This window comes from Micromonospora sp. NPDC004336, assembly GCF_053602615.1.
Map to the genome: position 1 here is coordinate 1 of NZ_JBSGDY010000026.1, position 25,171 is coordinate 25,171.

General features: G+C 73.3%; 26 protein-coding genes. 18 read left to right on the forward strand and 8 right to left on the reverse strand.

Translation table 11 applies throughout. The annotated features are described in order from the left end of the window. Positions 1-97: 97 nt before the first annotated feature. The 3 genes from ACWENR_RS08610 to ACWENR_RS08620 form a co-directional block, all read right to left on the reverse strand. Entirely contained in the window at positions 98-598 is a 501-nt protein-coding gene (locus ACWENR_RS08610; RefSeq protein WP_452276400.1) for a cation:proton antiporter regulatory subunit, read from the reverse strand. Between the two features lie 260 nt (positions 599-858). Then, positions 859-1,221, reverse strand: coding sequence for a hypothetical protein (locus tag ACWENR_RS08615; RefSeq protein WP_452276401.1), 363 nt, complete (start codon positions 1,219-1,221; stop codon positions 859-861). A gap of 464 nt (positions 1,222-1,685) precedes the next feature. Next, positions 1,686-2,828 carry an epoxide hydrolase family protein gene (locus ACWENR_RS08620; protein WP_452276402.1) on the reverse strand — a complete coding sequence of 381 codons (1,143 nt, stop codon included), beginning with the start codon at positions 2,826-2,828 and terminating at the stop codon, positions 1,686-1,688. An 83-nt stretch (positions 2,829-2,911) separates the two neighbouring features. Here ACWENR_RS08620 and ACWENR_RS08625 point away from each other — a divergent pair, with 83 nt between their 5' ends. From ACWENR_RS08625 to ACWENR_RS08690, 14 genes are all read left to right on the forward strand, one after another. Continuing rightward, the gene (locus tag ACWENR_RS08625; protein ID WP_452276403.1) at positions 2,912-3,547 is read left to right on the forward strand and encodes a TetR/AcrR family transcriptional regulator; all 636 of its coding nucleotides are present in this window, start codon (positions 2,912-2,914) and stop codon (positions 3,545-3,547) included. Positions 3,548-3,632: 85 nt separating this feature from the next. Then, positions 3,633-6,224, forward strand: a complete 2,592-nt coding sequence (gene clpB, locus ACWENR_RS08630; protein WP_452276404.1) for an ATP-dependent chaperone ClpB — start codon at positions 3,633-3,635, stop codon at positions 6,222-6,224. Between the two features lie 123 nt (positions 6,225-6,347). Then, positions 6,348-6,731 (forward strand): hypothetical protein, encoded by a 384-nt coding sequence (locus ACWENR_RS08635; protein ID WP_452276405.1) that lies wholly within the window; start codon positions 6,348-6,350, stop codon positions 6,729-6,731. A gap of 141 nt (positions 6,732-6,872) precedes the next feature. Further along, a complete protein-coding gene (locus ACWENR_RS08640) occupies positions 6,873-7,496 on the forward strand; it encodes a DUF4178 domain-containing protein (protein ID WP_452276442.1) in 624 nt (207 codons plus the stop codon). Next, positions 7,496-8,002, forward strand: coding sequence for a DUF2617 family protein (locus tag ACWENR_RS08645; RefSeq protein ID WP_452276406.1), 507 nt, complete (start codon positions 7,496-7,498; stop codon positions 8,000-8,002). The genes ACWENR_RS08640 and ACWENR_RS08645 overlap by 1 nt, the downstream gene beginning before the upstream one ends. Beyond that, complete coding sequence (locus ACWENR_RS08650; RefSeq protein ID WP_452276407.1) at positions 7,999-8,424, forward strand: DUF4247 domain-containing protein; 426 nt, start codon at positions 7,999-8,001, stop codon at positions 8,422-8,424. The genes ACWENR_RS08645 and ACWENR_RS08650 overlap by 4 nt, the downstream gene beginning before the upstream one ends. Before the next feature lie 31 nt (positions 8,425-8,455). Continuing rightward, positions 8,456-8,878, forward strand: coding sequence for a DUF350 domain-containing protein (locus ACWENR_RS08655; RefSeq protein WP_452276408.1), 423 nt, complete (start codon positions 8,456-8,458; stop codon positions 8,876-8,878). Next, positions 8,878-9,666, forward strand: a complete 789-nt coding sequence (locus ACWENR_RS08660; RefSeq protein ID WP_452276409.1) for a hypothetical protein — start codon at positions 8,878-8,880, stop codon at positions 9,664-9,666. Before ACWENR_RS08655 ends, ACWENR_RS08660 begins: the two co-directional genes overlap by 1 nt. Continuing rightward, positions 9,663-11,234 (forward strand): polyamine aminopropyltransferase, encoded by a 1,572-nt coding sequence (locus ACWENR_RS08665; RefSeq protein WP_452276410.1) that lies wholly within the window; start codon positions 9,663-9,665, stop codon positions 11,232-11,234. The genes ACWENR_RS08660 and ACWENR_RS08665 overlap by 4 nt, the downstream gene beginning before the upstream one ends. Before the next feature lie 124 nt (positions 11,235-11,358). Then, positions 11,359-12,183: a hypothetical protein gene (locus ACWENR_RS08670; protein WP_452276411.1), complete on the forward strand. Its 825-nt coding sequence runs from the start codon at positions 11,359-11,361 to the stop codon at positions 12,181-12,183. 71 nt (positions 12,184-12,254) lie between these two features. Next, the gene (locus ACWENR_RS08675; RefSeq protein WP_452276412.1) at positions 12,255-12,932 is read left to right on the forward strand and encodes a hypothetical protein; all 678 of its coding nucleotides are present in this window, start codon (positions 12,255-12,257) and stop codon (positions 12,930-12,932) included. Next, positions 12,929-13,735: an SDR family NAD(P)-dependent oxidoreductase gene (locus ACWENR_RS08680; protein ID WP_452276413.1), complete on the forward strand. Its 807-nt coding sequence runs from the start codon at positions 12,929-12,931 to the stop codon at positions 13,733-13,735. The genes ACWENR_RS08675 and ACWENR_RS08680 overlap by 4 nt, the downstream gene beginning before the upstream one ends. Before the next feature lie 169 nt (positions 13,736-13,904). Then, on the forward strand, positions 13,905-14,444 hold the full coding sequence (gene pyrE / locus ACWENR_RS08685; RefSeq protein WP_452276414.1) for an orotate phosphoribosyltransferase: 540 nt from the start codon (positions 13,905-13,907) through the stop codon (positions 14,442-14,444). Positions 14,445-14,501: 57 nt separating this feature from the next. Further along, positions 14,502-14,879 carry an ArsR/SmtB family transcription factor gene (locus tag ACWENR_RS08690; RefSeq protein ID WP_007073957.1) on the forward strand — a complete coding sequence of 126 codons (378 nt, stop codon included), beginning with the start codon at positions 14,502-14,504 and terminating at the stop codon, positions 14,877-14,879. 58 nt (positions 14,880-14,937) lie between these two features. On the opposite strand, the gene ACWENR_RS08695 is transcribed toward ACWENR_RS08690, so the two are convergent. The 4 genes from ACWENR_RS08695 to ACWENR_RS08710 all read right to left on the reverse strand — a co-directional run bounded on the left by ACWENR_RS08695 (position 14,938) and on the right by ACWENR_RS08710 (position 21,428). Then, a complete protein-coding gene (locus ACWENR_RS08695; protein WP_452276415.1) occupies positions 14,938-15,651 on the reverse strand; it encodes a DedA family protein in 714 nt (237 codons plus the stop codon). 99 nt (positions 15,652-15,750) lie between these two features. Then, entirely contained in the window at positions 15,751-18,276 is a 2,526-nt protein-coding gene (locus tag ACWENR_RS08700; RefSeq protein ID WP_452276416.1) for a polynucleotide kinase-phosphatase, read from the reverse strand. Next, entirely contained in the window at positions 18,273-19,721 is a 1,449-nt protein-coding gene (locus ACWENR_RS08705; RefSeq protein ID WP_452276417.1) for a 3' terminal RNA ribose 2'-O-methyltransferase Hen1, read from the reverse strand. The genes ACWENR_RS08700 and ACWENR_RS08705 overlap by 4 nt, the downstream gene beginning before the upstream one ends. Before the next feature lie 162 nt (positions 19,722-19,883). Continuing rightward, entirely contained in the window at positions 19,884-21,428 is a 1,545-nt protein-coding gene (locus ACWENR_RS08710; protein ID WP_452276418.1) for an LPXTG cell wall anchor domain-containing protein, read from the reverse strand. A gap of 170 nt (positions 21,429-21,598) precedes the next feature. On the opposite strand from ACWENR_RS08710, the gene ACWENR_RS08715 reads away from it, so the two are divergent. Together ACWENR_RS08715 and ACWENR_RS08720 are read left to right on the forward strand one after the other, a co-directional pair. After that, positions 21,599-22,084, forward strand: coding sequence for a SigE family RNA polymerase sigma factor (locus ACWENR_RS08715; protein ID WP_452276419.1), 486 nt, complete (start codon positions 21,599-21,601; stop codon positions 22,082-22,084). Further along, a complete protein-coding gene (locus tag ACWENR_RS08720) occupies positions 22,075-23,130 on the forward strand; it encodes an LCP family protein (RefSeq protein ID WP_452276420.1) in 1,056 nt (351 codons plus the stop codon). Before ACWENR_RS08715 ends, ACWENR_RS08720 begins: the two co-directional genes overlap by 10 nt. A 98-nt stretch (positions 23,131-23,228) precedes the next feature. Here ACWENR_RS08720 and ACWENR_RS08725 read toward each other — a convergent pair whose 3' ends face one another. Continuing rightward, positions 23,229-23,441, reverse strand: a complete 213-nt coding sequence (locus tag ACWENR_RS08725) for a hypothetical protein (RefSeq protein ID WP_452276421.1) — start codon at positions 23,439-23,441, stop codon at positions 23,229-23,231. A gap of 126 nt (positions 23,442-23,567) precedes the next feature. Between ACWENR_RS08725 and ACWENR_RS08730 the strand changes: the two genes are divergently transcribed. Then, positions 23,568-23,951 carry a phage holin family protein gene (locus ACWENR_RS08730; RefSeq protein WP_452276422.1) on the forward strand — a complete coding sequence of 128 codons (384 nt, stop codon included), beginning with the start codon at positions 23,568-23,570 and terminating at the stop codon, positions 23,949-23,951. A gap of 152 nt (positions 23,952-24,103) precedes the next feature. Continuing rightward, positions 24,104-25,129, forward strand: a complete 1,026-nt coding sequence (gene fbaA / locus ACWENR_RS08735) for a class II fructose-bisphosphate aldolase (RefSeq protein WP_452276423.1) — start codon at positions 24,104-24,106, stop codon at positions 25,127-25,129. Positions 25,130-25,171 lie beyond the last annotated feature (42 nt).

The window sequence follows — 25,171 nt, forward strand, 5'->3', positions numbered from 1 at the left end:
GAGACCGATGCGACGGCTCAGCCGGCCGAGGAGACCGAGCAGGAAGAGCAGTGCGCCGACTTCGACGAGCAGCGTTGTCGTTTCGTGCATCCGCGCCTCAGCCGTCCGGGTCGCTGTCGGCAAGGATGGCGGTCACTCCGTCGAGCCCCTTGCGGGTCCCGACCACGACGACCACGTCACCGGCGGCGAAGCGGAAGGAGGGCTCCGGCGAGACGTTCACCTCGCCGTGACGCAGGACCGCCACGATGGAGGCGCCCGTGCGGGAACGTGCCTGCGTGTCCCCGAGCTTCCGGTTGACGTACTTCGAGCCGGCCGGAATGGCGATCTGCTCGGTGAGCAGCCCGGCGGCCTGCTCCCGGAGCCCGGACAACTGGCCGAGCATCAGGGACGCGCCGAGGATGTCGGCGAGCGCCTCCGCCTCGTCGTCGGTCAGCGGTATGTCGTGCTGACATGAGTCGGGATCGTCCGGGTCGTACAGGACGAGGTCACGGCGGCCATTGCGGTGGGAGACCACGCCGAGGCGGCGACCGGACTCCGTCAACAGATCGTGACGGACTCCGATGCCAGGCAGGGCGGTCTGTTCGACACGTACGCGCACGTGAACAAGGCTACCGCCTGCCCGCAGCGCGGGATCTTGGTGCGGAATCATCCCCGTACGGGCTGCTTCGGGCGGGAACTGTGGCTTATTCCGATTGTGCCTGCTCAACGAGCTGGTGGGGCCTGCTCGAATCTGTTGTAAGGCAATTGCTCGAGCGCAGTAAAGGTTGGTGTTCTGGTTGCGGACTGTCTCCGACCACCCTGTTGGTCGCCGGAGACAGCCCGCCGTCAGTCGCGTTTTCGGTCAGTCGCGAGAATGCCCTACACGTCCTTGAGGCAGGTCATGTAGGCGACCCCCCAGGTTCCGTCGTTGAAGGCGATCCAGAGCCAGCCATTGGCATTGCTCACGCCGCAGGCGGTGTACCGGTCGCCGAGCGTGTAGGGGTCGAACTGATCGCAGTTGTACTGGTAGCCCTTCTGCGCCCAGGTGATGACGGGCGCGCTGTGGGAGGCCCAGGCGCGGATGGGGAGGTTGTTGGCGATGGACTCGACGCGGCCGGTCCCGCACGAGCTCGTCGCCGCGGTGGTGGACGTCGCGGTCGCCGTCTCTCCGCCGGCCTTGGGTGCCGCCAGCGCGTTCGCCGGCGTCGCCGCCAACGCGAGTCCGACGGCGGCCGCAGTCACGAGGGACGCCTTGACCTTTGGCGAAACTGCCATTTTCGATTTCCCCGCATTCTCGTCGCGGAAGCCTCAGGCGCTTCCGTCGAGCAGAAAATTAGTCGGCGATTATCGATGGGTCAACGCCGTTGACGGACGGTGAGCGCCATTAGCGTCGAGCCGCGCGAAAATGATCCGGCGAATTGGCGCGGGCGGTCAACGCGGCGATGGCGATGATCTGTTACCCGACGACCCGCCGAAACCCGGTCACCTGGCAGAACTCCCGGGCCGCCGGCGGCGGGGCGGCGCTGTAGTTCCTGCGTGCCAATGTCGGCCTCGATCACGGAGCGTGGCGAAACCGTCGCGTCGTCGGGTCGGGCCGGGTCCTCGTCGCGCGTCGCCCGCCCAGGCTCCACGTCGACCGGCGAGCGGGACGCCCGGACGCCGATGCCCGCCCCGGTGGCGGGGCGGGCATCAGGGGCGGGGCGGCGTCAGCTCAGGCCGGCGAAGAAGCCCCGGACGTCGGTGACCAGTAGGTCCGTCGCCTGGTGGGCGGCGTAGTGCCCGGCGGCGTCGCGGGGGCCGCCGGTCGGCAGGCCCGGGTCGTACGAGTTCCAGCTGACGATGTTGCCGTGGTCCCGGTCGGCGAAGCGCCGGATCGACTGGAAGTCACCGGCGAACATGGCCACCCCGATCGGGACGGTGGTGGGCTCGCTCGGCTGCCGGGGGGCGTGGGCGTCCTCGTAGTAGAACCGCAGCGCGGAGCCGGCCGTGCCGGTGAGCCAGTAGATCGCCACGTTGGCCAGGACGAAGTCGAAGTCGAGGCTCTCCCCGAGGAGCTGGGCGTTCCAGGCGAGCAGCCCGACCGGGGAGTCGCACAGCGCGTACGCCAGGGTCTGCGGCTGCTGGCTGAGCAGGACGTTGAACGAGAACATGTTCTCGTAGAACCACTGGAGGTGCTTGAGCGCCGCCTGGTCGTCCTCGGAGAGGCCGGCGAACTCGGCCGGGTCGCCCGTGGGCATCGAGAAGAGCTGGGTGACGTGCACGCCGAGCACCCGCTCCGGGGCGATCCGGCCCATCTCCGGCGAGATCATCGAGCCCGCGTCGTTGCCGACGGCGCCGTACCGCTCGTAGCCGAGGCGGTCCATCAGCTCCACCCAGGCGCGGGCGGTGCGGTGGCAGCCCCAGCCGGTGCCGCGCGTCGGCCCGGAGAACCCGAAGCCCGGCAGCGACGGCACGACCAGGTGGAACGCGGGCGCCGCCGGGTCCTCGGGCTCGGTGAGCGGGGCGATCAGGTCGAGGAACTCGACCACCGTCCCGGGCCAGCCGTGGGTGAGGATCAGCGGGACGGCGTCCGCCCGCGAGGAGCGGACGTGCAGGAAGTGGATCTGCTCGCCGTCGATCTCGGTGACGAACTGCGGGTGGCTGTTGAGCCGCGCCTCCACCGCCCGCCAGTCGAACCCGTCGAGCCAGTAGGCGGCCAGCGCCCGGACCCGCTCGCTGGTGACGCCGTACGACGCGTCCACGCCGGCCGCGTCCGTGGGCCACAGCGTCCGGCGCAGCCGGTCCGCCAGGTCGTCGAGCTTGGCCTGCGGGATCTCGACGCGGTACGGGCGGATGGCGTGGTCCGTCATGGTGACTCCTTCGGAACAGAATGTTTCGTTCCGTTTCACTGTAGCAGAGCGGAACGATCCGTTCCACTGTTATCCTCGACGACATGCCGAACCCGACCCGAAGCCCGCTCGCGGGCCGCCGCGCCCAGGCCGCCCGCAACGACGAAGTCATCCTCGACGCGGCCCGCGCCGTCTTCCTCGACGATCCGCGGGCGCCGATCGCCGCCGTCGCCGAACGCGCCGGCGTCGGCATCAGCGCCCTCTACCGGCGGTACGCGGGCAAGGAGGACCTGTTGCGGCGACTGTGCCACGACGGGCTGCGCCGGTACGTCGCCGAGGCCGAGGAGGCGCTGGCGGAGCCGGACGCCTGGTCGGCCCTCGCCGGCTTCCTGGAGCGGCTCGTGGACGCCGACGTGCACTCGCTGACCGTGCGCCTCGCCGGCACCTTCACGCCGACCGAGGAGATGGGGCGGGACGCCGCCCGCGCCGGCGAGCTGGCCGAGGCGCTGGTCGGGCGGGCGCACGCCACCGGGCGGCTCCGCCCCGACGTGGTGGTCCACGACGTCGCGCTGTTGTTGGAGGGGTGCGCCGCGATCCGCGTACCGGACCCGGAGCGCACCGGGCAGCTGCGCCGCCGGCAGCTCGCGTTGCTGCTGGCGGGGCTGACCGCGACCGATCCCCCGCTGCCCGGCCCGCCGCCCGTGCCGGGCGAGTTCGGGCGCTGGCGTCGACCTGAGTGATCCAGCTCACGCGGCCAGGGTTGAGCGGAATAGGCTCAACTCTGGTTGTGTCCTTCCCAGTGGACACGCCGATCCGGGGGAGCCCATGAACACGGAACGACTCACCACCAAGAGCCGCGAGACCATCACCGGTGCCGTCGCGATGGCGAACCAGCGCGGTCACGCCACCGTGGAGCCCTGGCACCTGCTGCTGGCGCTGCTGGACACCGACGGTTCGACGGCCGCCGGCCTGCTGCGCGCCGTCGGTGCCGACCCCGCCGAGCTGCGCCGGGTCGCCCAGCGCTCGGTCGACGCCCTGCCCGCCGCGCGCGGCTCCAGCATCGCCGAGCCGACCCTGGCCCGGGAGTTCGTCAACGCCATCGGGGCGGCCGAGCAGATCGCGCGCCCGCTCGGCGACGAGTACACCTCCACCGAGCACCTGCTCGCCGGCCTGGCCCGCGTGGGCGGCGCGGTCTCCGTCGCGCTGAAGAACGCCGGCGCCACCGAGGAGAACCTGGTGGCGGCCTTCCCCACCGTGCGCGGCGGGGACCGGCGGGTCACCACCGCCGACCCCGAGCAGACCTACCAGGCCCTGGCCAAGTACGGCGTCGACCTCACCGCCAGCGCCCGCGACGGCAAGATCGACCCGGTCATCGGCCGGGACTCGGAGATCCGCCGGGTGATCCAGGTGCTGTCCCGGCGGACCAAGAACAACCCGGTGCTGATCGGCGAGCCCGGCGTCGGCAAGACCGCGATCGTGGAGGGCCTGGCCCAGCGGATCGTGGCCGGCGACGTGCCCGAGTCGCTGCGGGACAAGAAGCTCGTCTCGCTCGACCTGGGCGCGATGGTCGCCGGCGCGTCGTACCGGGGCCAGTTCGAGGAGCGGCTGAAGTCGGTCCTGGAGGAGATCAAGAACTCCGACGGGCAGGTCATCACCTTCCTCGACGAGCTGCACACCGTCGTCGGCGCCGGCAAGGGCGAGGGCTCGATGGACGCCGGCAACATGCTCAAGCCGATGCTGGCGCGCGGCGAGCTGCGGATGGTCGGCGCGACCACGCTCGACGAGTACCGCGAGCACATCGAGAAGGACCCCGCCCTGGAGCGCCGCTTCCAGCCAGTGCTGGTCGGCGAGCCGACCATCGAGGACACCATCGGCATCCTGCGCGGGCTCAAGGAGCGCTACGAGGTGCACCACGGCGTACGCATCACCGACGCCGCCCTGGTCGCCGCCGCCGCCCTCTCCGACCGCTACATCACCGACCGCTTCCTGCCCGACAAGGCGATCGACCTGGTCGACGAGTCCGCGTCCCGGCTGCGCATGGAGATCGACTCCCGGCCGGTCGAGGTGGACGAGATCGAGCGGGCGGTGCGCCGGCTGGAGATCGAGGAGATGGCGCTGGCCAAGGAGCCGGACGCCGCCTCCGCCGAGCGCCTGGAGCGGCTGCGCAAGGAGCTGGCCGACAAGCGCGAGCAGCTCACCGCCCTGTCGGAGCGCTGGCAGTTGGAGAAGAGCCACATCACCAAGCTCTCCACCGCCAAGGAGGAGCTGGAGCGGCTCGGCGGCGAGGCCGAGCGGGCCGAGCGCGACGGCGAGCTGGAGCGCGCCGCCGAGCTGCGCTACGGCCGGATCCCCGCCCTGAAGGCCGAGCTGAAGCAGGCCGAGGAGGAGCTGGCCCGGCTCCAGGCCGACGGCGCGATGCTCAAGGAGGAGGTCGGCGCGGACGACATCGCCGCCGTGGTCGCCTCCTGGACGGGCATCCCCGCCGGCCGGCTGCTGGAGGGCGAGACCGCCAAGCTGCTGCGGATGGAGGAGTCGCTGGCCGCCCGCGTGGTCGGCCAGGCCGAGGCGGTCGGCGCGGTCGCCGACGCGGTCCGCCGCGCCCGGGCCGGGGTCGCCGACCCCGACCGCCCGACCGGCAGTTTCCTCTTCCTCGGCCCGACCGGCGTCGGCAAGACCGAGCTGGCCAAGGCCCTCGCCGAGTTCCTCTTCGACGACGAGCGGGCCATGGTCCGCATCGACATGAGCGAGTACGGCGAGAAGCACTCCGTCGCCCGGCTGGTCGGTGCCCCGCCCGGCTACGTCGGCTACGAGGAGGGCGGCCAGCTCACCGAGGCGGTGCGTCGCCGGCCGTACTCGGTGATCCTGCTGGACGAGGTCGAGAAGGCCCACCCGGACGTCTTCGACATCCTGCTCCAGGTGCTCGACGACGGCCGGCTCACCGACGGTCAGGGCCGCACGGTGGACTTCCGCAACGCCATCCTGATCCTCACCTCCAACCTCGGGTCCTCGGTCATCGGCGACCTGACGCTGGCCGAGGAGCAGCGGCGGGAGGGCGTCCTCGCGGTGGTCCGCTCGCACTTCAAGCCGGAGTTCCTCAACCGGCTCGACGACATCGTGGTCTTCGCCGCGCTGCGCGGTGACGACCTGCGGGCGATCGTGGACATCCAGCTGACGCGGCTGCGGAACCGTCTCGCCGACCGCCGGCTGGCACTCGACATCACCGACGCCGCCCGCACCTGGCTCGCGGAGCACGGCTACGACCCGATCTACGGGGCCCGGCCGCTGCGCCGCCTGGTCCAGACGGCGATCGGCGACCAGCTCGCCAAGGCCCTGCTGGCCGGCCGGATCCGCGACGGCGACACCGTCCGGTTCGACCTGTCCGACAGCAGGGACTCCCTGACGCTCGCCACCCCCTGACCGCCTCCCCACCCCACCCCGGGTGCGTTGACCATGAGGTTGTCGTCGCGGCTCGCCGAACCGGCGGGCAACAATTTCATGGTCAACAGGGTGGGGTGGGGGTGGTCGGGGAAGGATCCGGGGATGTTCGGGATGAGGCGGAAGGGCGGGGACCGGGAGCTCGCGGCGGCCCTCGAGGAGCTGCGGGGGGCCGACACGGTGGCGTTCGGCGGGGTCGGGATCGCGGGCACGCTGCTGCCGGTGACCGAGGCGTACCGGCGGGTCGAGGCCGCGCTGGGCGACGACCCCGAGGGCGTACGCGCGCGCCTCGACCGGCTGCTCGCCGAGGCGACCCCGGCCGGCCGCGTCTACGCCGCCACGCTGCTGGAGCACGTCGACCCCCCGGCGGGGCGGGCGGCCTGGACGGCGCTGGGCGACGATCCGGCGGAGTTCGGCACCTTCACCGGCTGCGTCATGGGCCGCACCACCCTGCGCGAGTACGCGGCCGAGCGCCTCGGCCGAGGCTGACCCGGCCAGGCCCGGGGCGCCCCTGTCCGATCCTGATCGGACGGGCACGTGGTGTGACTGGCCATTCACTCAGCCGGCAGCAGGTTTCCCCAGGTGCGCGGGGTTGTTACCGTCTCCGCCGACGTACCTGGGGAGGTGGTCGTGGACGGGTCGGTGGCGTACCTGCTGACGGCGGTGGGCTGTCTGGTCGGGGTGGCCGGGGTGGTGGTCGCCGTGGTGGCCCTGCGTCGGGCCAGGTCCCGGCCGAAGGCCCACCCGAGCCCGGTCGACCCGCTGCGCGACCGGGACGCCGACGCGCTGCGCGGCGACCCCCGGCGGCTGAAGCCCGGCGACATCGTCGAGATCCGCGGCACGTCGTACGCCGTGCGCGGCTCGATCCGCCTCGTCGAGGGCGGCTGGAGCTGGGCCGAGCACCTGCTCGACGACGCGGCGGGGCTGCGCCGCTGGCTCTCCGTGGAGGAGGACCCGGAGCTGGAGCTGGTGCTCTGGGCGGCCGAGCCGGGCGCCACCGTCACCCCGGGCGCGCCGACGATCGACTTCGCCGGTCGCCGCTACAACTGGGACGAGTCCGGCCAGGCCCGCTACACCGCGACCGGCACCACCGGCCTCGACCCCAACGGCACCATGCGGTACCACGACTACCAGGCGCCCGGCGGCGCCCGGCTCTCCTTCGAGGCCTACGGCGAGGCGGGCTGGGAGGTGGCACTGGGCGAGGTGCTGCACCGCGCCGACGTGATGATCTATCCGCAGTCCGAGGTGGGTTGATGCTGGTCACCCTCGACGCCCCGTACGTCGACACCAGCGCCGCCGACCTCAGCCTGGCCCTCGGCGACGACGAGCTGCCCGCGCTGCACGTGCTCGACCTCGACCTGCCCGGCGGTGTCCGGCTGCGGCTGCGCCTGCTCGGCGCCTCGCACCAGGTGGTCCTGCGCGCCCCCGGCGCCGCGCTGACCGAGACGGTCGCCTGCCTGCCCGGCCGCCCGCCCGAGCTGCCCGCCACGGTGCGGGACGACACGAACGGCTACCGCTTCACCGCCACCGTCCTGCGGCCGGCGGGCACCGGGCTGAGCGACCGGGTCGGTGCGCTGCGCGCCGAGCTGGCCGACGACCCGTACGCGCTGGTGGGGGTCTTCCCCGGCGACGTCGACGCGGTGACCGCGCTGTCGGTGCGCCCCGACCCGCCGGACGGCGCCCTCGCCTGGCGCACCTGGCACGCGTATCCCCAGACCAACGAGCTGGTCCTGACCGAGACGGTGGTGGCACTGCGATGACGTACCGACGCTGGTTCGTGGTGGGGGTGGCGTTCGCCGTCATCGGCGCGCTGGTCGCGGCCTTCGCCATCTTCTACGGCAACTTCTCGCCGCGCGGCTTCGTGGAGGACCGGTACACCCGGTCGGCGAGCCGGGACATCGGCCGGGACGCGGTCGCCTACACCTCGCCCCTCGCGCCGAGCCAGGTGGCCAAGGAGGTCACCGACGCCTGGAAGCCGGCGGACCAGTACGTCGACGGCAGCGGCGTCTACCTGCGCTACGACGACGACTCCGTGGTGATCCTGCCGACCGTCGCCGGCTCGGTGATCCTGCTGGAGCGCATGCGCACCGCCTATCCCCGTTACCACTCCACGGTCGGCTCGCACTGGGGCTGGGGCCGTGGCAGCACCGTCCGGGGCGGCGGCCCCGGCAGCGGCAAGTGACGCACCGACCCCCCTCACCCTGGAGCCTCCTGTGCAGACCCTCGTCACCGATCTGCTGGTCACCCTCGCCTACGGGGCGGTCGGCGTCCTGCTGATGGGCATCGGCTACGTCCTGGTGGACCTCGCCACCCCCGGCCGGCTCAACCACCTGATCTGGACCGAACGCAACCGCAACGCCGCGCTGCTGCTCGCCTCCAACCTGGCCGGCGTCGGCGTCATCGTGGTCGCCGCGATCGCCGCCAGCGACGACGACTTCGTGCTCGGCATCGTCGGCGCGTCCGCGTACGGGATCCTGGGCCTGGTCATCATGGCGGCGGCCTTCGTGCTGCTCGACGTGGCCACGCCGGGCAAGCTGGGCGAGATCCTGGTTGACCCGCAGCCGCACCCGGCGGTCTGGGTCTCCGCCGTCGTCCACCTGGCCACAGGCGCGATCATCGCCGCCGCGATCAGCTGATGAGCACCGCCAAGCGCCCGCCGGCCAAGCCCCAGAACTCGAAGGCGACCGCCTGGGTCATCTGGGTGAGCGTCGCGGTGGTGGTCGCCGGCTGTGTGCTCGCCGGCGTGCTCAACCGGGACGGGGACACCGACGTGCCGGCGCCGACCGCGCAGGAGCGCGACGACACCCTGGCCGTCCTCTCGCGCTCCTCGGCCAGCCAGGGCGTCTGCTACGGCTGGGAGCTGACGGACTACTTCGGCTACGGCGACCCGGTCAGCGTCGGCTCCAACCTCGGCGCCGGGGTGGCGGTCGAGGACAACCCGTCCTGTCCGCGCTGGCTGCAGGTGAGCGCCCGGATCTACTACCCGTCGTCGAGCAGCGACAGCGAGGACAACGCCTACGTCGACGTCAACGGCTCCGGCGACTTCTCCCCGGCGGACCTGACGCAGATCGCCAACGGCCTGGAGCGGCTCGGGATCACCGAGAAGGTCTTCATCGACGATCCGGGCTGGGCCGTCACCCGGGCCGCCGTGATGTTGCCGCTGCTCGCCGCCGAGGCGGGCGCGGTCGAGCCGGCCGCCACTGCGGCCCCGACGGGAGCCGAGCCGGCGCAGCGGCTCCCCGACGCCGGCAGCGACCTGTGGCGGGACCGCTGGGGCTACCTGCTCGCCGCCGTTGGCCTGCTGCTCGTCACCGGGCTGTTCGTCGCCGTCGGCCTGTGGCAGCGCCGCCGCCAGGCCGAGGGGCGTCAGGCGTCGACCGCTGCCCGACAGCGCGCCGGCCGGCGTACGTCGGAGGGGCGGTGACCGTCGACGCGCCGGCACCGCCCGCGCGGTGGCCGCTGTCCCGCGCGGCGGTGCTCGTCGCGGTCTTCGTCTGCGCCGCCTGCGGCCTGGTCTACGAGCTGGCCCTGGTCGCCCTCGGCAGCTACCTGATCGGGGACACGGTCGGCCAGGCGTCGATCGTGCTGGGCGTGATGGTGTTCGCGATGGGCGTCGGCGCGCTCGCCGCGAAGCCGTTCCAGCCCCGGGCCGCCGCCGCGTTCGCCGCCATCGAGCTGGCCCTGGCGCTGCTCGGCGGGCTCTCCGTGCTCGGCCTCTACGCGGCCTTCGCCTGGCTGGACCTCTACGGCCCGGCGCTGATCGCCACCGCCTTCGTGCTCGGCCTGCTGATCGGCGCGGAGATCCCGCTGCTGATGGTGCTGCTGCAACGCATCCGGGAGCAGGCCGCCGGCAGCGCGGTGGCCGACCTGTTCGCCGCCGACTACGTCGGCGCGCTGCTCGGCGGGCTGGCCTTCCCGTTCCTGCTGCTGCCCGTGTTCGGCCAGCTCAAGGGCGCTTTGGTGGTCGGTGCGGTGAACGCCGTGGCCGGGCTCGCGCTGGTCTGCACGGTCTTCCGGCGGGAGCTGAGCCGTCGGGCGCGCGTCGCGCTCGGCGCCGGCAGCGTCGTGGTCTTCCTCTGCCTCGGGTACGCGTGGGTGACCGCGCACGACTTCGAGCTGACGGCCCGCCAGCAGCTCTACCGGGACCCGGTGGTGCACGCCGAGCGCAGCCGCTACCAGGAGATCGTGCTCACCCGGTCGGTCGCCGAGACCGGGCGCGCCGGCACCGACCTGCGGCTCTTCCTCAACGGCGACCTCCAGTTCAGCTCCGTCGACGAGTACCGCTACCACGAGGCGCTGGTGCATCCGGCGTTGAACGGCCCGCGCGGCGAGGTGCTGGTGCTCGGCGCGGGGGACGGCCTCGCCGTACGCGAGCTGCTGCGCTATCCCGACGTCCGGCGGGTCACCGTGGTGGACCTGGACCCGGCGGTGGTGGCGCTGGCCCGCAGCGAGCCGCAGCTGCGCCGGCTCAACGGCGCGGCGTTCGAGGACCCCCGGGTGCGGGTGGTGCACGCCGACGCGTTCTCCTGGCTGCGTACCGCCGCCGACCGGTTCGACGTCGTGGTGGCCGACCTGCCCGACCCGGACGAGACGGCCACGGCGAAGCTCTACACGGTCGAGTTCTACGCGCTGGTGCGGGCGGTGCTCGCCGAGGGCGGCCGGCTGGTCGTGCAGTCCGGTTCGCCGTACTTCGCACCCCGGTCGTACTGGTCGATCGAGGCGTCGCTGCGCGAGGCGGGCTTCGCCACCACGCCGTACCACGTGGACGTGCCGTCCTTCGGCGACTGGGGCTTCCTGCTCGCCGCCCCCGGCGCGACCGCGCCCGCCCTGGCCCTGCCGCCGGACGCGCCGGAGCTGCGCTTCCTCGACGCGGCGACGCTGGCCGCCGCCGGGGCCTTTCCCGCCGACCGCCGCCGCGTCGACGTGCCGGCCTCCACCCTGCTCCAGCCCCGCGTGCTGGAGTACGCCCGCGCGGAGTGGCGCGGCTACTAGCCCCGCCGATCCGCGCCCGCCCAGGTCCCGTCACCCGCACCCGGTACGGCGGGTCGGTGTCCGCTGCCGTGCCCGACTGGCCCGATCTCGATACGGTGTGACCGCGATCTAGGGAAGGAGAATCATGGTCGATTCCCACAACACGCCGGCCCGCACCCGGCCGGGTGTGGTGACCATTTCCACGTATCTGCTGTGGCTGTTCGCGCTGACCCAGCTCATCGGCATCATCATCACGCTCAGCACGCTGGGCACGGTCTCCGAGGTGCTCGACGAGGCCTACCGGGGCACCGCCGCCAACGGCACGCAGAACCTCGCCGACATCACCACGTTCATCACCATCGGCACCTCCATCTTCCTGCTCCTGCTCGCGGTGGTGCTCGCCGTGCTCGGCGTGTTCAACAACCGGGGCAGCAACGGGGCCCGCATCACCACCTGGGTCCTCGGTGGCATCCTGGTCTGCTGCACGGGCGGCGGCCTGGCCAGCGGCCTCGCCGGCGGCGGCTTCGGCGGGACCGGCCAGGGCACCGGCGACGGGCCGAGCCCGGAGGAGATCCAGCGCCGCCTGGACGAGGCGCTGCCCGGCTGGGTCACCCCGGTCTCCACGCTGGTCGGCGTGATCGGGCTGCTCGCGCTGCTCGCCGCGCTGATCCTGCTGGCGCTGCCGAAGGCCAACGAGTTCTTCCGCAAGCCGAAGCAGGCGTGGGAGCCGCCGGTGCCGGGCGCGTCCTACCCGGGTCACCCGCAGACCTCCGGTGAGCCGGGCTACCCGCAGACCTCGGGTGAGCCGGGCTACCCGCAGACCCCCGGTCAGCCCGGCTACCCGCAGACCCCTGGCCAGCCCGGCCAGTCGCCGTACGGCGGGGACCAGCCCGGCCAGCCGGGGACGAACCCGGGCGGCGACCAGCCCGGCTCGGACCGCCCCGGCCCGACGCCGCCGCCGGTGAGTTGACCGGTCGATAACAGCGACGCCGACGGTCCCTCCGAGTAGGTTGCATCCGACGCCTACCGGAGGGACTCGTCGTGTCGCAGCCCGAGCTGGCGCCGGCCCGCCGCCCGACCGTGGTCACGCTGGCCGTGGCGGTGCTGATCCTGATGGCGGTGGCCGCCCTGGCGCACGCCGCCGCCGGCGCGGTGACCCTGGGCGGCACCGTGGCCCGGTTCCGCGACGCGGCCCAGGGCACCTCGGCCGGCGCGGACGAGGTCGACCGCGTGGTCACCCTGCTGCGCGTGTCCATGGTGCTCACCGCGGTGGTGAGCCTGCTGGCGGGGCTGCTCCTCGCCGGCCTCGCCCTCGGCCTGCGGGCCCGCCGCGGCGGCGCGCGCACCGCGACCTGGGTGGTGTCCGGGCTCGGGCTCGTCCTCGGCTGCTGCGCGACGGCGGTCCTGGTGGGGCAGCGCGCCGCCCCGCTGCGACTGGGCGCGGACGACCGGTCGACGGCCGAGCTGCTGGGCCTCGTCGACGACGCGTACCCGTCCTGGTGGATTCCGCTGGGCGCGGGGCTTTCCGTCGGCCAGGTGCTCGGTTACCTTGTGGTAGCAACGCTGCTGGCCCTGCCGGCGGCGAACGCCTGGTTCCGTCGGCGACCCCTGGCGCCGGTCCCGCGGTGGTCCCCGGCACCACCCGCCCCGCACCCGGGGCACCAGTCGCCCGGCGCGCCGCCCGCGCCCCCGTACCGCCGAGGTGAGGACCGCCCGTGACGCACGACGAGCCGGCCCCCGGGCGGCGGGCCCTGATCACCGGAGCGACCGCCGGCATCGGCGCCGCCTTCGCCCGCCGGCTGGCGTCGGAGGGCTGGGACCTGGTGCTGGTCGCGCGGGACGCCGCCCGGCTGGCCGACACGGCGGCGGAGTTGACCGCGCGGCACGGCCGGCAGGTCGAGACGATCCCGGCCGACCTGTCCACCGACGACGGTTGCGCGGCCGTCGAGCGGCGACTGGCCGACGGCTCGGTCGAGTTGCTGGTCAACAACGCGGGCATCAGCCTGAACACCCCGTTCCTGCGGTCGTCCGCCGAGGACGAGGCGCGGCTGCTGCGGCTCAACGTGCACGCCGTGATGCGGCTGACCCTCGCGGCGCTTCGACCGATGACCGAGCGACGGCGCGGGGCAGTGATAAATGTCTCTTCCGTGGCGGGGTTCGGCGCGGTGATGCCGGGATCGACCTACTCGGCCAGCAAGGCGTGGGTGACCAACTTCAGCGAGTCCGTCGGCCAGTCCGCGCGGCCGTTCGGCGTCCGCGTGATGGCGCTCTGCCCCGGCTACACGCGTACGGAGTTCCACGACCGGGCCGGCATCAACATGTCGAAGACCCCGGAGTGGATGTGGCTGCGGGCCGACGACGTGGTCGCCGAGGCCCTACGTGACCTGCGGAAAGGCAAGCTGGTCAGCGTCCCCGCCTGGAAGTACAAGCTGGCCGTCGCCGGCCTGCGGCACGCGCCGCGGCGGCTGCTGGAGGCGGTGGCCCGCGACACCCGGGGCCGCATCGGCCGCGACGTCGGCTGACCACCGGGCCCGGGCCGCCGCACGCCGTCGGCCGGCGTCGATCGGCCGCCCCGCCGCCTGAACGGTCGCTCAGCGTAGCGACCCATTGCCATCCATCGGTCGCCCCCAGGGCTGATCCCGGGTGGACCCGGCACGCGGCTCACAGACTTGAGCAGTACCCTCTATCGCCATGGGGGACCGCGACGACCTGCGTAAATTCATTACCGACCTGGCGGTGGTCCACGGCCGGGTGGTGCTCTCCTCGGGGCGCGAGGCGGACTGGTACGTCGATCTGCGCCGCGTCACGCTCCATCACCAGGCCGCTCCGTTGGTGGGCCGGGTGATGCGCGAGCTGACCGCCGACTGGGACTACGACGCGGTGGGCGGTCTGACCCTGGGCGCCGACCCGGTGGCGATGGCGATGCTGCACGCCTCGTCCGCGACCGATCATCCGCTGGACGCGTTCGTGGTCCGCAAGGCCGGCAAGGCGCACGGGCTCCAGCGCCGGATCGAGGGGCCGGACGTGGCGGGCCGGCGCGTGCTGGCGGTGGAGGACACCTCCACCACCGGGGGCAGCGTGTTGACGGCGGTCGAGGCCCTTCGCGAGGTCGGGGCCGAGATCGCCGGTGTGGCGGTTATTGTTGATCGTGGCGCCGGCGACGCGGTGCGAGCCGCCGGACTGCCTTATCGGGCGGCCTATACGTTGGCTGACCTCGGCCTTGTGGCGTAAAAGTCTGCCTATTCGGATTCGCCGATATGCAGGCGGATCGATGCTGCTGGTGGAAGGATGGAATACGTGGGAACTGCGTTGGCTGAAATGACCATGCCTCAGATCTCGCCGCTTGCCGGCGAGCCGATCGAACGTGCCGATGCCGAGCGTCTCGCCGGGGTCCTCAAGGCCCTCGCCGACCCCGCTCGGCTGCGGCTGCTCAGCCTGATCCAGTCGGCGCCCGAGGGCGAGGCGTGCGTGTGCGACCTGACCGCGCCGCTCGGCCTCTCGCAGCCGACGGTCAGTCACCATCTGCGCATCCTCACCGAGGCCGGCTTGCTGGAGCGGGAGAAGCGCGGTGTCTGGGCCTACTACCGGCTGGTGCCGACCGCGATCGCCACGATCGCGGATCTGCTGACCCCGCCGCGCAAGCGCGCCACCAAGAAGGCCCGCTGACCGTTGCCGATCGTCCGGTGCCAGCCCCGACCGGGGACGGCACCGGACGGCCGGTCGGTCAGTGCTTGCCGTAGTGCTCGCGGGTCTCCCGGATCGCCTCCTCGGCTGCGGCCCGCTCCTGCGGCGTGGTGCCGCGCCGGGCGGCCAGCCGCGCCCGTAGCAGCTCGACGGCGATCGGGATGACCGAGAGCGCCACGATGCCGATCAGGATCATCTCGATGTTCGCCTTGACGAACGGGATCTGGCCAAGGAAATAGCCGAGCACGGTCACGCCCGTGCCCCAGAGGATGCCGCCGATCACGTTGTAGACGACGAAGGTGCGGTAGTTCATCCGGCTGACCCCGGCCACGATCGGCGTGAACGTCCGCACGATCGGCACGAAACGGGCCAGCACGATCGAGCGCGCGCCGTACTTCTCGAAGAAGTCGTGCGCCTTGAGCACGTTCTCCTGCTTGAACAGCTTGGAGTTCGGCCGGCGGAAGAGCGCCGGGCCGACCTTGCGGCCGAACGCGTAACCGACCTGGTCGCCGGCGATCGCCGCGAGGGTGATGAGCAGGCAGACCAGCCACAGCGGGTAGGTGATGTACTTCCCGTCGGCGGTGAGCAGCCCCGCCGTGAACAGCAGCGAGTCGCCCGGCAGGAAGAACCCGATCAGCAGGCCGGACTCGGCGAAGACGATGACCAGGATGCCGATCAGCCCGAACGTCGAGATCAACACCTCTGGATCGAGCCAGCTCGGCCCCAGGGCCAGGGTGGTGGTGGGCGTCGGCACGAGGCGACCTCCGATGGATGCCGGTCAGGGGACGGGACGGAACGTCCGTAGTCTAGGTGGCGGCCCGGCGCATCGGTGCTCGACGTCACACCGGCACCCCTACAGCCGGGGATCGACCGGCTCGGACTCGCACGCCATGATCGCGAAAACCAGCTCGTGCCGGCGCCACAGCGGCGCGCCGGCGACCAGCGCGTCCAACGCCGCCAGCCCCAGCCCGTGCTCGCGCAGCGCCAGCCCCCGCTTGCGCCCCAGCGACCGGCGGCGCAACGCGGCGAGCTGCTCCGGCTCGTCGTAGCCGGGACCGTAGATGATCCGCAGGTACTCCCGGCCCCGGCACTTGATCCCCGGCTGGAGCAGCGAGCCCCGCTCGGAGCGGGCGGCCGGCCCGGCGTACGGCTTCACCACCATGCCCTCGCCGCCGGCCGCCGTCAGCGCCAGCCACCACCGCGTGGCCGCCGCCTCGGCCTCGGGATCGGCCAGGTCCACCACCTGCCGGCGGGTGGGCGTGAAGAACTCCGGGTCCGCCGCGCAGAGCCGGTCGGCCAGCCCGAGGTGCCAGCCGTGGTCCCGGTCGGCGTAGCTGGCCCTCGCGCCGGCCAGCACCGCGAACGGGGCCAGGGTCACCCCGCGCAGCCCGTCCGTCGGCCCCACGTACGCCCGGTAGGCGTCGGAGTAGGCGACGATCTCGTCCCGGCGGCGGGCCGTCCGGTCACGCAGCCCCGCCACGGGCAGGCCCCGACCGACCGCCGCCTCCAGCACGGCCAGCGCGGCGGGGAGCGCGGCCCGGCCGGCGGCGCCGACCCCGGCGTACTGCTCGCGGATCAGCGCGCCCGCCTTCGCCGACCAGGGCAGCAGCTCGCAGTCGAGCAGCAGCCAGTCGGTCTCCAACTCCTCCCAGAGCCCGGCGCCGCCGACCGCCGCGCGTACCCGGTCGAGCAGCTGCGCGTCGAGCGGCTCGCCGAAGAACGGCCGGCCGGTGCGGGTGTGCACCACCCCGCCGCCGGGACCGAACGGCCCGCCGTCGGCCTCCCGGCAGACCAGCACCACCGCCCGCGAGCCCATGTGCTTCTCCTCGCAGACCACCCGGTCCACGCCCGCCGCGCGGTAGTCGGCGAACGCCTGCGCCGGGTGCTCCAGGAAGTCGCCCGCCGTGGCCGTCGAGCAGGGCGCCATCGTCGGCGGCAGCCAGGCCAGCCAGCGCGGGTCGACGGCGAACCGGCTCATCACCTCCAGTGCCGCCGCCGCGTTCTCCGCCGGCACGGTCAGCGACCCGTACGCGTGCTCGACGTGCCGCCGGCCGGTCACGTCGGCCAGCTCCAGCACCTGGTCGGGTCGGGCCGGGGCGGCGGTCAGCGGCCGGGCCGGGGCGTACCACTCCCGCTCCGCCGGCACCGAGACGAGCTCCCGCTCCGGGTAGCGCAGCGCGGTGAGCCGGCCGCCGAACACGCATCCGGTGTCGATGCAGATGGTGTTGTTGACCCACTCCGGCTCCGGGGTGGGCGTGTGCCCGTAGACCACCATCGCCGAGCCCCGGTACTCGCGCGCCCACGGGTAGCGCACCGGCAGCCCGTACTCGTCGGTCTCGCCGGTCGTCTCGCCGAACAGCGCGAACGCCCGCACCCGCCCCGACGCCCGGCCCTGGTAGGCCTCCTTCAGCCCGGCGTGCGCGACGACCAGCCGCCCGCCGTCGAGCACGAAGTGGCTGACCAGGCCGTCGACGAAGGTCGCCACCTCGGCGACGAAGGAGTCCGGCTCGGCCGCCAGCTGCTCCATCGTCTCGGCCAGCCCGTGGGTGAGCCGCACCTCGCGGCCGCGCAGCCGGCGCAGCAGCTTCTGCTCGTGGTTGCCGGGCACGCAGATCGCGTGCCCGGCGGCGACCATGCCCATCACCAGGCGCAGCACGCCGGGGGAGTCCGGGCCGCGGTCCACCAGGTCACCGACGAAGACGGCGGTACGCCCCGCCGGGTGCGTCGCGTCCACCGGCCGGCCCAGCCCGTCGCGGCGCAGCTCCCAGCCGAGCCGGGTCAGCAGCGTCTCCAGCTCGGCGCGGCAGCCGTGCACGTCGCCGACGACGTCGAACGGCCCGGTCAGCTCCCGCCGGTCGTTGAACAGCTTCTCGTAGCGGATCTCGGCGGCGTCGATCTCCTCGACGCCGCGCAGCACGTGCACCTTGCGGAAGCCCTCCCGGGCCAACAGCTTGTACGAGCGGCGCAGGTCGCGCTGCATGCGGGCGAGCACCTGCCGGCCGAAGGCGCGGTCGGCGCGGCCCTCGGTGCGCTCCCACGCCAGCGCCTCCGGCACGTCCAGCACGACGGCCACCGGCAGCACGTCGTGCTCGCGGGCCACCCGCACCAGGGCGGCCCGGGCGTGCGGCTGGAGGTTCGTCGCGTCCACCACCGTGAGCAGGCCCCGCCGCAGCCGGGTGGCGGCGACGTGGTGCAGCGCCTCGAAGGCGTCGGCGGAGGCGGCCTGGTCGTTCTCGTCGTCGGCGACCATCGCCCGGAACGCGTCGGAGGAGAGCACCTGACTGGGCGCGAAGTGCCGGCGCGCGAAGGTGGACTTGCCGGAGCCGGAGACGCCGACCAGCGCGACCAGGGCCAGCTCGGGGATGTCGAGGACGGTCACGGGGTCTCCTTGCGGGTCAGCACGGCGAGCTGGGTGGGGGCGCCGACCTCGGGGTCGTCGTCGCCGACCCCGCCGATCGCGGCCGTGTAGCCGTAGGTGACGGCCACCCGGTCGACCCAGGCGGCGAACTCGGCGCGGGTCCACTCGAACCGGTGGTCGGCGTGCCGGAACCGCCCGGCGGGCAGCCCCTCGTAGCGGACGTTGTACTCGACGTTGGGCGTGGTCACCACGACGGTGGCGGGGCGGGCGTGGCCGAGGACGGCGTCCTCCAGCGCCGGCAGGCGCGGCGGGTCGACGTGCTCGATCACCTCCATCAGCACCGCCGCGTCGTAGCCGCGCAGCCGGTCGTCCCGGTAGGTCAGGGCGGACTGCCAGAGCCGGACCCGGTCCCGCTGCCGCTCGGGCAGCCGGTCCAGCCGCAGCCGCCGGGCGGCCATGGCCAGCGCGTGCGGGGACACGTCGGTGCCGACGATCTCGGTGAACCGGCGGTCGCCGACCAGCGCCGCGAGCAGGGCGCCCCCGCCGCAGCCCAGGTCCAGCACCCGGCTCGCGCCCGCCCCGGCCAGCGCGCCGAGCACGGCCTCCCGGCGGCGCGCCGCCAGCGACGCGCGGCGGGCGGCGACCCCGCCGGAGTCCACTGTCGCCTCGTCCACCGTCTCCTCGGCGCCGGCCGGCTCGTCGGCCAGCCGCTGCTCGGCGAGGCGGGCCAGGGCCAGCCCCGCCAGCGCGCGCCGGTGCGCCAGGTAGCGGCGGGTGATCGTGCCGCGTTCCGGGTGCTCGGCCAGCCACCCCTCGCCGGCCCGGAGCAGCTTGTCGACCTCGTCCGGCGCCACCCAGTAGTGCTTGGCGTCGTCCAGCACCGGCAGCAGGACGTAGAGGTGGTTGAGCGCGTCGGCGACCCGCAGCGTTCCGGTCAGCGTCAGGTCGACGTACCGGCTGTCGCCCCACTCCGGGTGCCGCTCGTCGAGCGGGATCGGGGTGGCGGTCACCGCCCAGCCGAGCGGCGCGAACATCCGGACCGCCATGTCCGCGCCGCCCCGGCAGCGCAGCACCGGCACCCGCACCTCCAGCGGGATCGGCGTACGGGCCAGCTCCGGGCGCTCGCGGGACTCGCCGCGCAGCGCCGACCGGTACACCCTGGAAAGCGCCGAGGAGAGCAGGCTGGACGCGGCGTACGGCCGGTCGTTGACGTACCGCCCGAGGGTGAAGCCGTCCGGGGTCGGGGCCTGCTGCCGGCCGCGGCCCTTGCCCCCCGAGCCGGCCAGCCGCAACGGGTCGACGTCGAGCAGCAGCGCGGCGGTGCAGCGCTGCTCGCCCGCCTCCGGGTAGAACACGTGCGCGGTGCCGACCGGAACGTCGAAGGAGTGGGCGCGGTCAGGGTGCTTGACCAGCAGGTGACCGAGGTCGGTCGCCGGTCGGTACGTGGTGGTCAGGGTGAGCAGCACGCGCCCATGGTGTCAGGACCTTCGATCTTGCGTCGTCCCGTTTTCGCTCGGTCGTGGGGTGTGGGGTTTCCGGGGGAGCCCCGCCCGCTCCGGGCGGTCAGGCTTGATGTGGCGGTGCCCCGCCGGCCGGGTGGGCGGCGGGGCACCGGTGGTGCGGGTGGATCAGGCGACGAAGCGGGTCCGGCGGCGCTTCGCCACCAGGTAGCCGCCGACGCCGGCGGCGAGCAGCAGGCCGCCGACGCCGGCGATCAGGCCGGTGGACTCGCCGGTGATCGGCAGCTCGGGGTCGTCACCGCCGCCGCCCTCGCCACCGGTCGCGCCCTTGATGGCCAGCGCGGCGGTGTCGTTCTTCGGGTCGAGGTCGACGACCTTCCCCGGCTCGTCCGGGCCGAAGTGCAGCAGCCGCACCGAACCCGGCGCGCCGCCGACCCGGTCGATCCGCAGGCCGAACTCGAAGACGGCCGCCTCGCCCTTGCGGCGCAGCTCGAACCACTCGCAGAAGTAGATCCGGCCGCCCGGCTCGCCGTACGAGCCGGTCGGCTCCTCGGCGGTGCCCGGCGAGCACTCGTCGGGCGCCGCCACCACGGTGGCGCCGGCGGGAACGGTGACCAGGGCGCCGGTCAGGAGCTCGCCCGGGCTGTACGAGTTGATCACCGCGGGCCCGTTGTTGACGAAGCCGACCTTGGCGGTGACCGTCGCGCCGACCGCGCCGGTGACCTCGGCGCCGGTGGCGGCGACGTCGGCCCGCTGGTCGCCGGTGACGGTGGTGTCGATCCAGGTGACGTTGTTCGCCGTGTCCTTGTCGGTCTGCTTCACCGTGCGGGCCCGCGACGCCTGTGCCGGCACCAGCTTCAGCGCGCTGCCGCTGCCCTTCTCCCAGTCCGCCTCGGAGAAGTCGCCAATGAACTCGTCCCAGTCGCCCTTGGCGAACCACATCGCCTGGCCGTACTGCTGGCCCGGCGCCCAGGCGTCGGAGGCGATCGTCAGGGCGGACGAGTCGTCGAGCTGGAGCGCGGCTCCCGGCGGAAGCTCCTCGTCGAAGTGGCACTGGGCGAAGTTGCTGCCGAACTCCGAGAGGTAGGAGCAGTTCGAGTGCCGTCGCGCCGGGGCGAGACCAGGGGTCGTGGCGAGGAAGAGCACCGTGCCGCGCGCGGGACGGTCGCCGACGTTGGCCACCGTGAGCGGCGCCTTGACCGTGGCGCCGGGGTCGCCGGCGAACTTCAGGGAGCGCTCCGTCTTCAGGTCGACGCCCTCGCCGACCTCGACGGTGGACCGTGCGGTGGCGGTGGGGACGCCCTTCGCCGCCACGCTCAGGACGAGCTCGCCCTTGTCGCCGGGCGCGGCGGCATCCTTCGCGGTGACGGTCAGGTTGACCAGGTAGTCGGTGATCTCGGTGCCGTCGAGGGCGCAGGTGATGACCGCACCGGCCTCCTTGCAGCCCGGCAACCGGTCGCCGAGGACGACCGTGGCGAAGCCGTCGACGGCGCCGCGGTCGATGGTGAGGGTCAGCCTCTCGGGCAGCGTCTCCGCGAACGCGTACAGGGTGACGGACTTGGCCTCGCCGCCCGGCGCGACCAGCGCGTTGTTGGCGTAGAGGAGAAGCTCGTCGCCGGGCTCTTCGGCGACGGCCGGGGTGGCGGAGGCGGCGACGAGCGCGCCTGCGACGCCCAGCCCGGCCAGCCAGCGCCGGCTGGAGTGCTTGAACATGTGGGGGGTTCCCTCCCGTGGGGGTGCCAGGAGTGGCCAGCGGATCTTAAGGACTGGCCGCCGTCCCCGAACCGCTTCCAGGGCAAACATCGACCGAACGGCTGGCCAGGATCGCCGCAACGTTCCGGCCGCCCGGGTCCGTCATCTGGAACAGGAGCCCGGGAGGTGCAGTGACGTACGAGGAGTTCGCCGACTCACGGTTGGCCGCGCTGTTGCGGTACGCGGTCATGCTGACCGGCGACCCGCACCAGGCGCAGGACCTGGTGCAGGACACCATGGTCCGGGTCCAGCTCAACTGGCGTCGGGTGGCCCGTGCCGACTCGCCGGAGCGCTACGTACGCCGGATGCTGACCAACCAGTACGTGGACTGGCGGCGGGGATCGTGGATGCGCCGGGTGCTGCTGCGCGCCGAGCCCGACGACGCGGTGCCGGTGCCGGTCGACCACGCCCAGCACGCCGTGGACCGGGACCAGCTCTGGTCCTGGCTGTCCCGGCTACCGCGGCGGCAGCGGGCGACGCTGGTGCTGCGCTACTACGAGGACCTGCCCGACGCGGAGATCGCCGACATCCTCGGCTGCGCCGTCGGGACCGTCCGCTCGTCCATCTCGCGCGCCCTGGCCACGCTGCGGACCGAACACGTGGAGGCATGCTCATGATCGAGGACGACCTGCGTGCCGCCTTCGCCCGGCACGAGCCGCTGGCCCCCGCCGCCGCTCCGGTGCGCGCCGAGATCGACCGGCTCGTCACCGTGCGCCGCCGACGCCGACGGCGCTTCCGGGCGGCGGGCGTCGCGCTGGCCCTGCTCGCGGTGCTGGGCGTCGGGGTGCCCCGGCTCGCCCCCGACCGCGTCGCCTCCGGCGCGACGCTGCTCCCCGGGACGGCCGCGCCGGCGCCCTCGGGCGCGCTGAACGTCCTGCTGCTCGGCCTGGACGGCTCGACGGCCGAGGGCTCCAGGGCGGACTCGGTGCTGCTGGTGCACGTTCCGGCCGACCGCAGCCGCGTCTACCTGGTCTCGCTGCCCCGCGACCTGGAGGTGCCCATCCCAGGGCACGGCACCGGCAAGCTCAACGCCGCGTTCCCGTACGGCGCCGGTCGGAGCGGGGCCGACCCGGGCCGCGGCTACGACCTGACCCGCCGGGTGGTCGGCGACCTGACCGGCGTACGCGTCGACGCGGGCGCGGTGCTCACCTACCCGGCGCTGCGGCGGCTCACCGACGAGGTCGGCGGGGTCGAGGTGTGCCTGCCGCGCGAGGTCCGCTCCAGCCACACCCGGCGGGTCTTCCCGGCCGGCTGCCAGCGGCTCGACGGGGCCGCCTCGCTGGACCTGCTGCGCCAGCGGCTGGAGCTGCCCGGGGGCGCGTCCGACCGGGACCGGCACGCCCGGCTCTTCGCCGCGGGGCTGGTCCGGCGGGTCGTCGAGCAGGGTGCGCTGACCAACCCGGCCCGACTCCACTCGCTGCTCGACGCCGCCCGCCTGACGACGGTCGACGGGGCGCCCCTGGTCGGGTTGGTGGGGGTGCTGCCGCAGTTGAAGTCCGTCGAGCCGGTGGGGCTCAGCCTCCCGGTCGCGCCGCCCGACCGCTCCGGCTGGCGGCTGCGGCCGGATCCGGAGCGGGCCCCGGCGTTCCTCGCCGCCCTGCGCGAGGACCGGTTGGCGCAGTGGGCGGCCCAGAACCCGGACCGGGTCGAGCGGTTGCGCTGACCCTCCGGGCGAGGCCACACCTGGCCGGGCGGCTGGATGGCGGCCCGCGCCGTCCTCGGCGGGACGTCACCGGGGCGTCCCGCCCGGGGGCCGCGTCGTCAGCGGTAGTCGTCCTCGTCGGCGGCGACCACCCGGGCCTGCTCCATGGCGTCCCAGTCGTCGACCTCCAGGCCGCGCTGGGGCTCGACGTCGGCCTCGCCGGGGTCGATCGCGGCGGCCTGCTCCACCGCGTCGGCCGGCTCCGCCTCCATGTCGCGCTCCTCCGGGCTGAGGTGGTCGCTGGGGGCGAAGTCCTCGTCGGGCTGACCCATCAGTCCCTCCCGGGATCTCGGCGGACGGTTCCCCACACACCGTACGGGCTGTGCCCGCCCGCCGCTCGGAAGCCGAGTCGACCGAATCGCCCCTCCGGCTGCCGGCACCGGTGCCAGGATGGCCTGGTGGGCTTCCTCATCCGGCTGGCGATCACGGCGGTCGCGCTGTGGATCACCACGCTGATCGTGCCCGGGGTGGAGGTGAGCGGCCGGTCCGGCGGCCACACCGCGCTCACGCTCGTCGTCGTGGCGGTGATCTTCGGCGTGGTCAACGCTGTGCTCAAGCCGCTGATAAAGGTGTTCGGCTGCGTCTTCTACCTGCTCACCCTCGGCCTCTTCGCGCTCGTCGTCAACGCCCTGCTGTTCCTGCTGACCGACTGGATCGCCCGGGGGCTGGACCTGCCCTTCGACGTCGAGGGCTTCTGGGCCGCGTTCTGGGGGGCCATCGTGATGGCGGTGGCCACCTGGCTGATCAGCGTGGTGGTGCCCGACAGGTGGGAGGAGCGGTGAGGCCGGCCGCCGGGGGGTGGGCGCGTACCGGGTCGGTTGTGCCGGCGGCGCTCTTCTACGGGATACTGCCGACGGTGGACAGCGCGGTCCGGCGCACCCAAGGACAACAGCGGCCGGCGACGGCCGAGAGCGGTAAGTAAGGAGCGTTCGACATGCCCATCGCTTCCCCCGAGACCTACGCGGAGATGCTGGACCGCGCCAAGGCCGGCCGGTACGCGTACCCCGCGATCAACGTGACGTCCTCGCAGACCCTGAACGCGGCGCTCAAGGGCTTCGCCGACGCGGAGAGCGACGGCATCATCCAGGTCTCGACCGGTGGCGCGGAATACCTCTCCGGACCCTCGATCAAGGACATGGTGACCGGCGCGGTGGCGTTCGCCGCCTACGCGCACGAGGTCGCCAAGAAGTACCCGGTCAACATCGCCCTGCACACCGACCACTGCCCGAAGGACAAGCTGGACAAGTTCGTCCGGCCGCTCATGCAGGTCTCGAAGGAGCGGGTGGCCGCCGGCCAGGAGCCGCTGTTCCAGTCGCACATGTGGGACGGCTCGGCCGTGCCGGTGGCGGAGAACCTCGAGATCGCGGCCGAGCTGCTGGACCGGGCCGCCGAGGCCAAGATCGTCCTGGAGATCGAGGTCGGCGTCGTCGGTGGCGAGGAGGACGGCGTCGAGAACGCCATCAACGACAAGCTCTACACCACGGTCGAGGACGGCCTGGCCATGGTGGAGGCGCTCGGCCTGGGCGAGAAGGGCCGCTACATGGCGGCGCTGACCTTCGGCAACGTGCACGGCGTCTACAAGCCGGGCAACGTCAAGCTCCGCCCCGAGATCCTCAACCAGATCCAGGAGGCGGTCGGCGCCAAGTACGGCAAGGAGAAGCCGCTCAGCCTGGTCTTCCACGGCGGCTCCGGCTCGCTGCTGTCGGAGATCCGCGAGGCGCTCGACTACGGCGTGGTGAAGATGAACATCGACACCGACACCCAGTACTGCTTCTCCCGCCCCGTCGCGGACCACATGCTCCGCAACTACGACGGCGTGCTCAAGGTGGACGGCGAGGTCGGCAACAAGAAGATGTACGACCCGCGGGTCTGGGGCAAGGCCGCCGAGGCCGGCATGGCCGCCCGCGTCGTGGAGGCCTGCGAGCACCTGCGCTCGACCGGCACCACGCTGGCCAAGTGACGCGCTGACGCGTACCGCCCGACGGCCGGTCCCCGCGCGGGG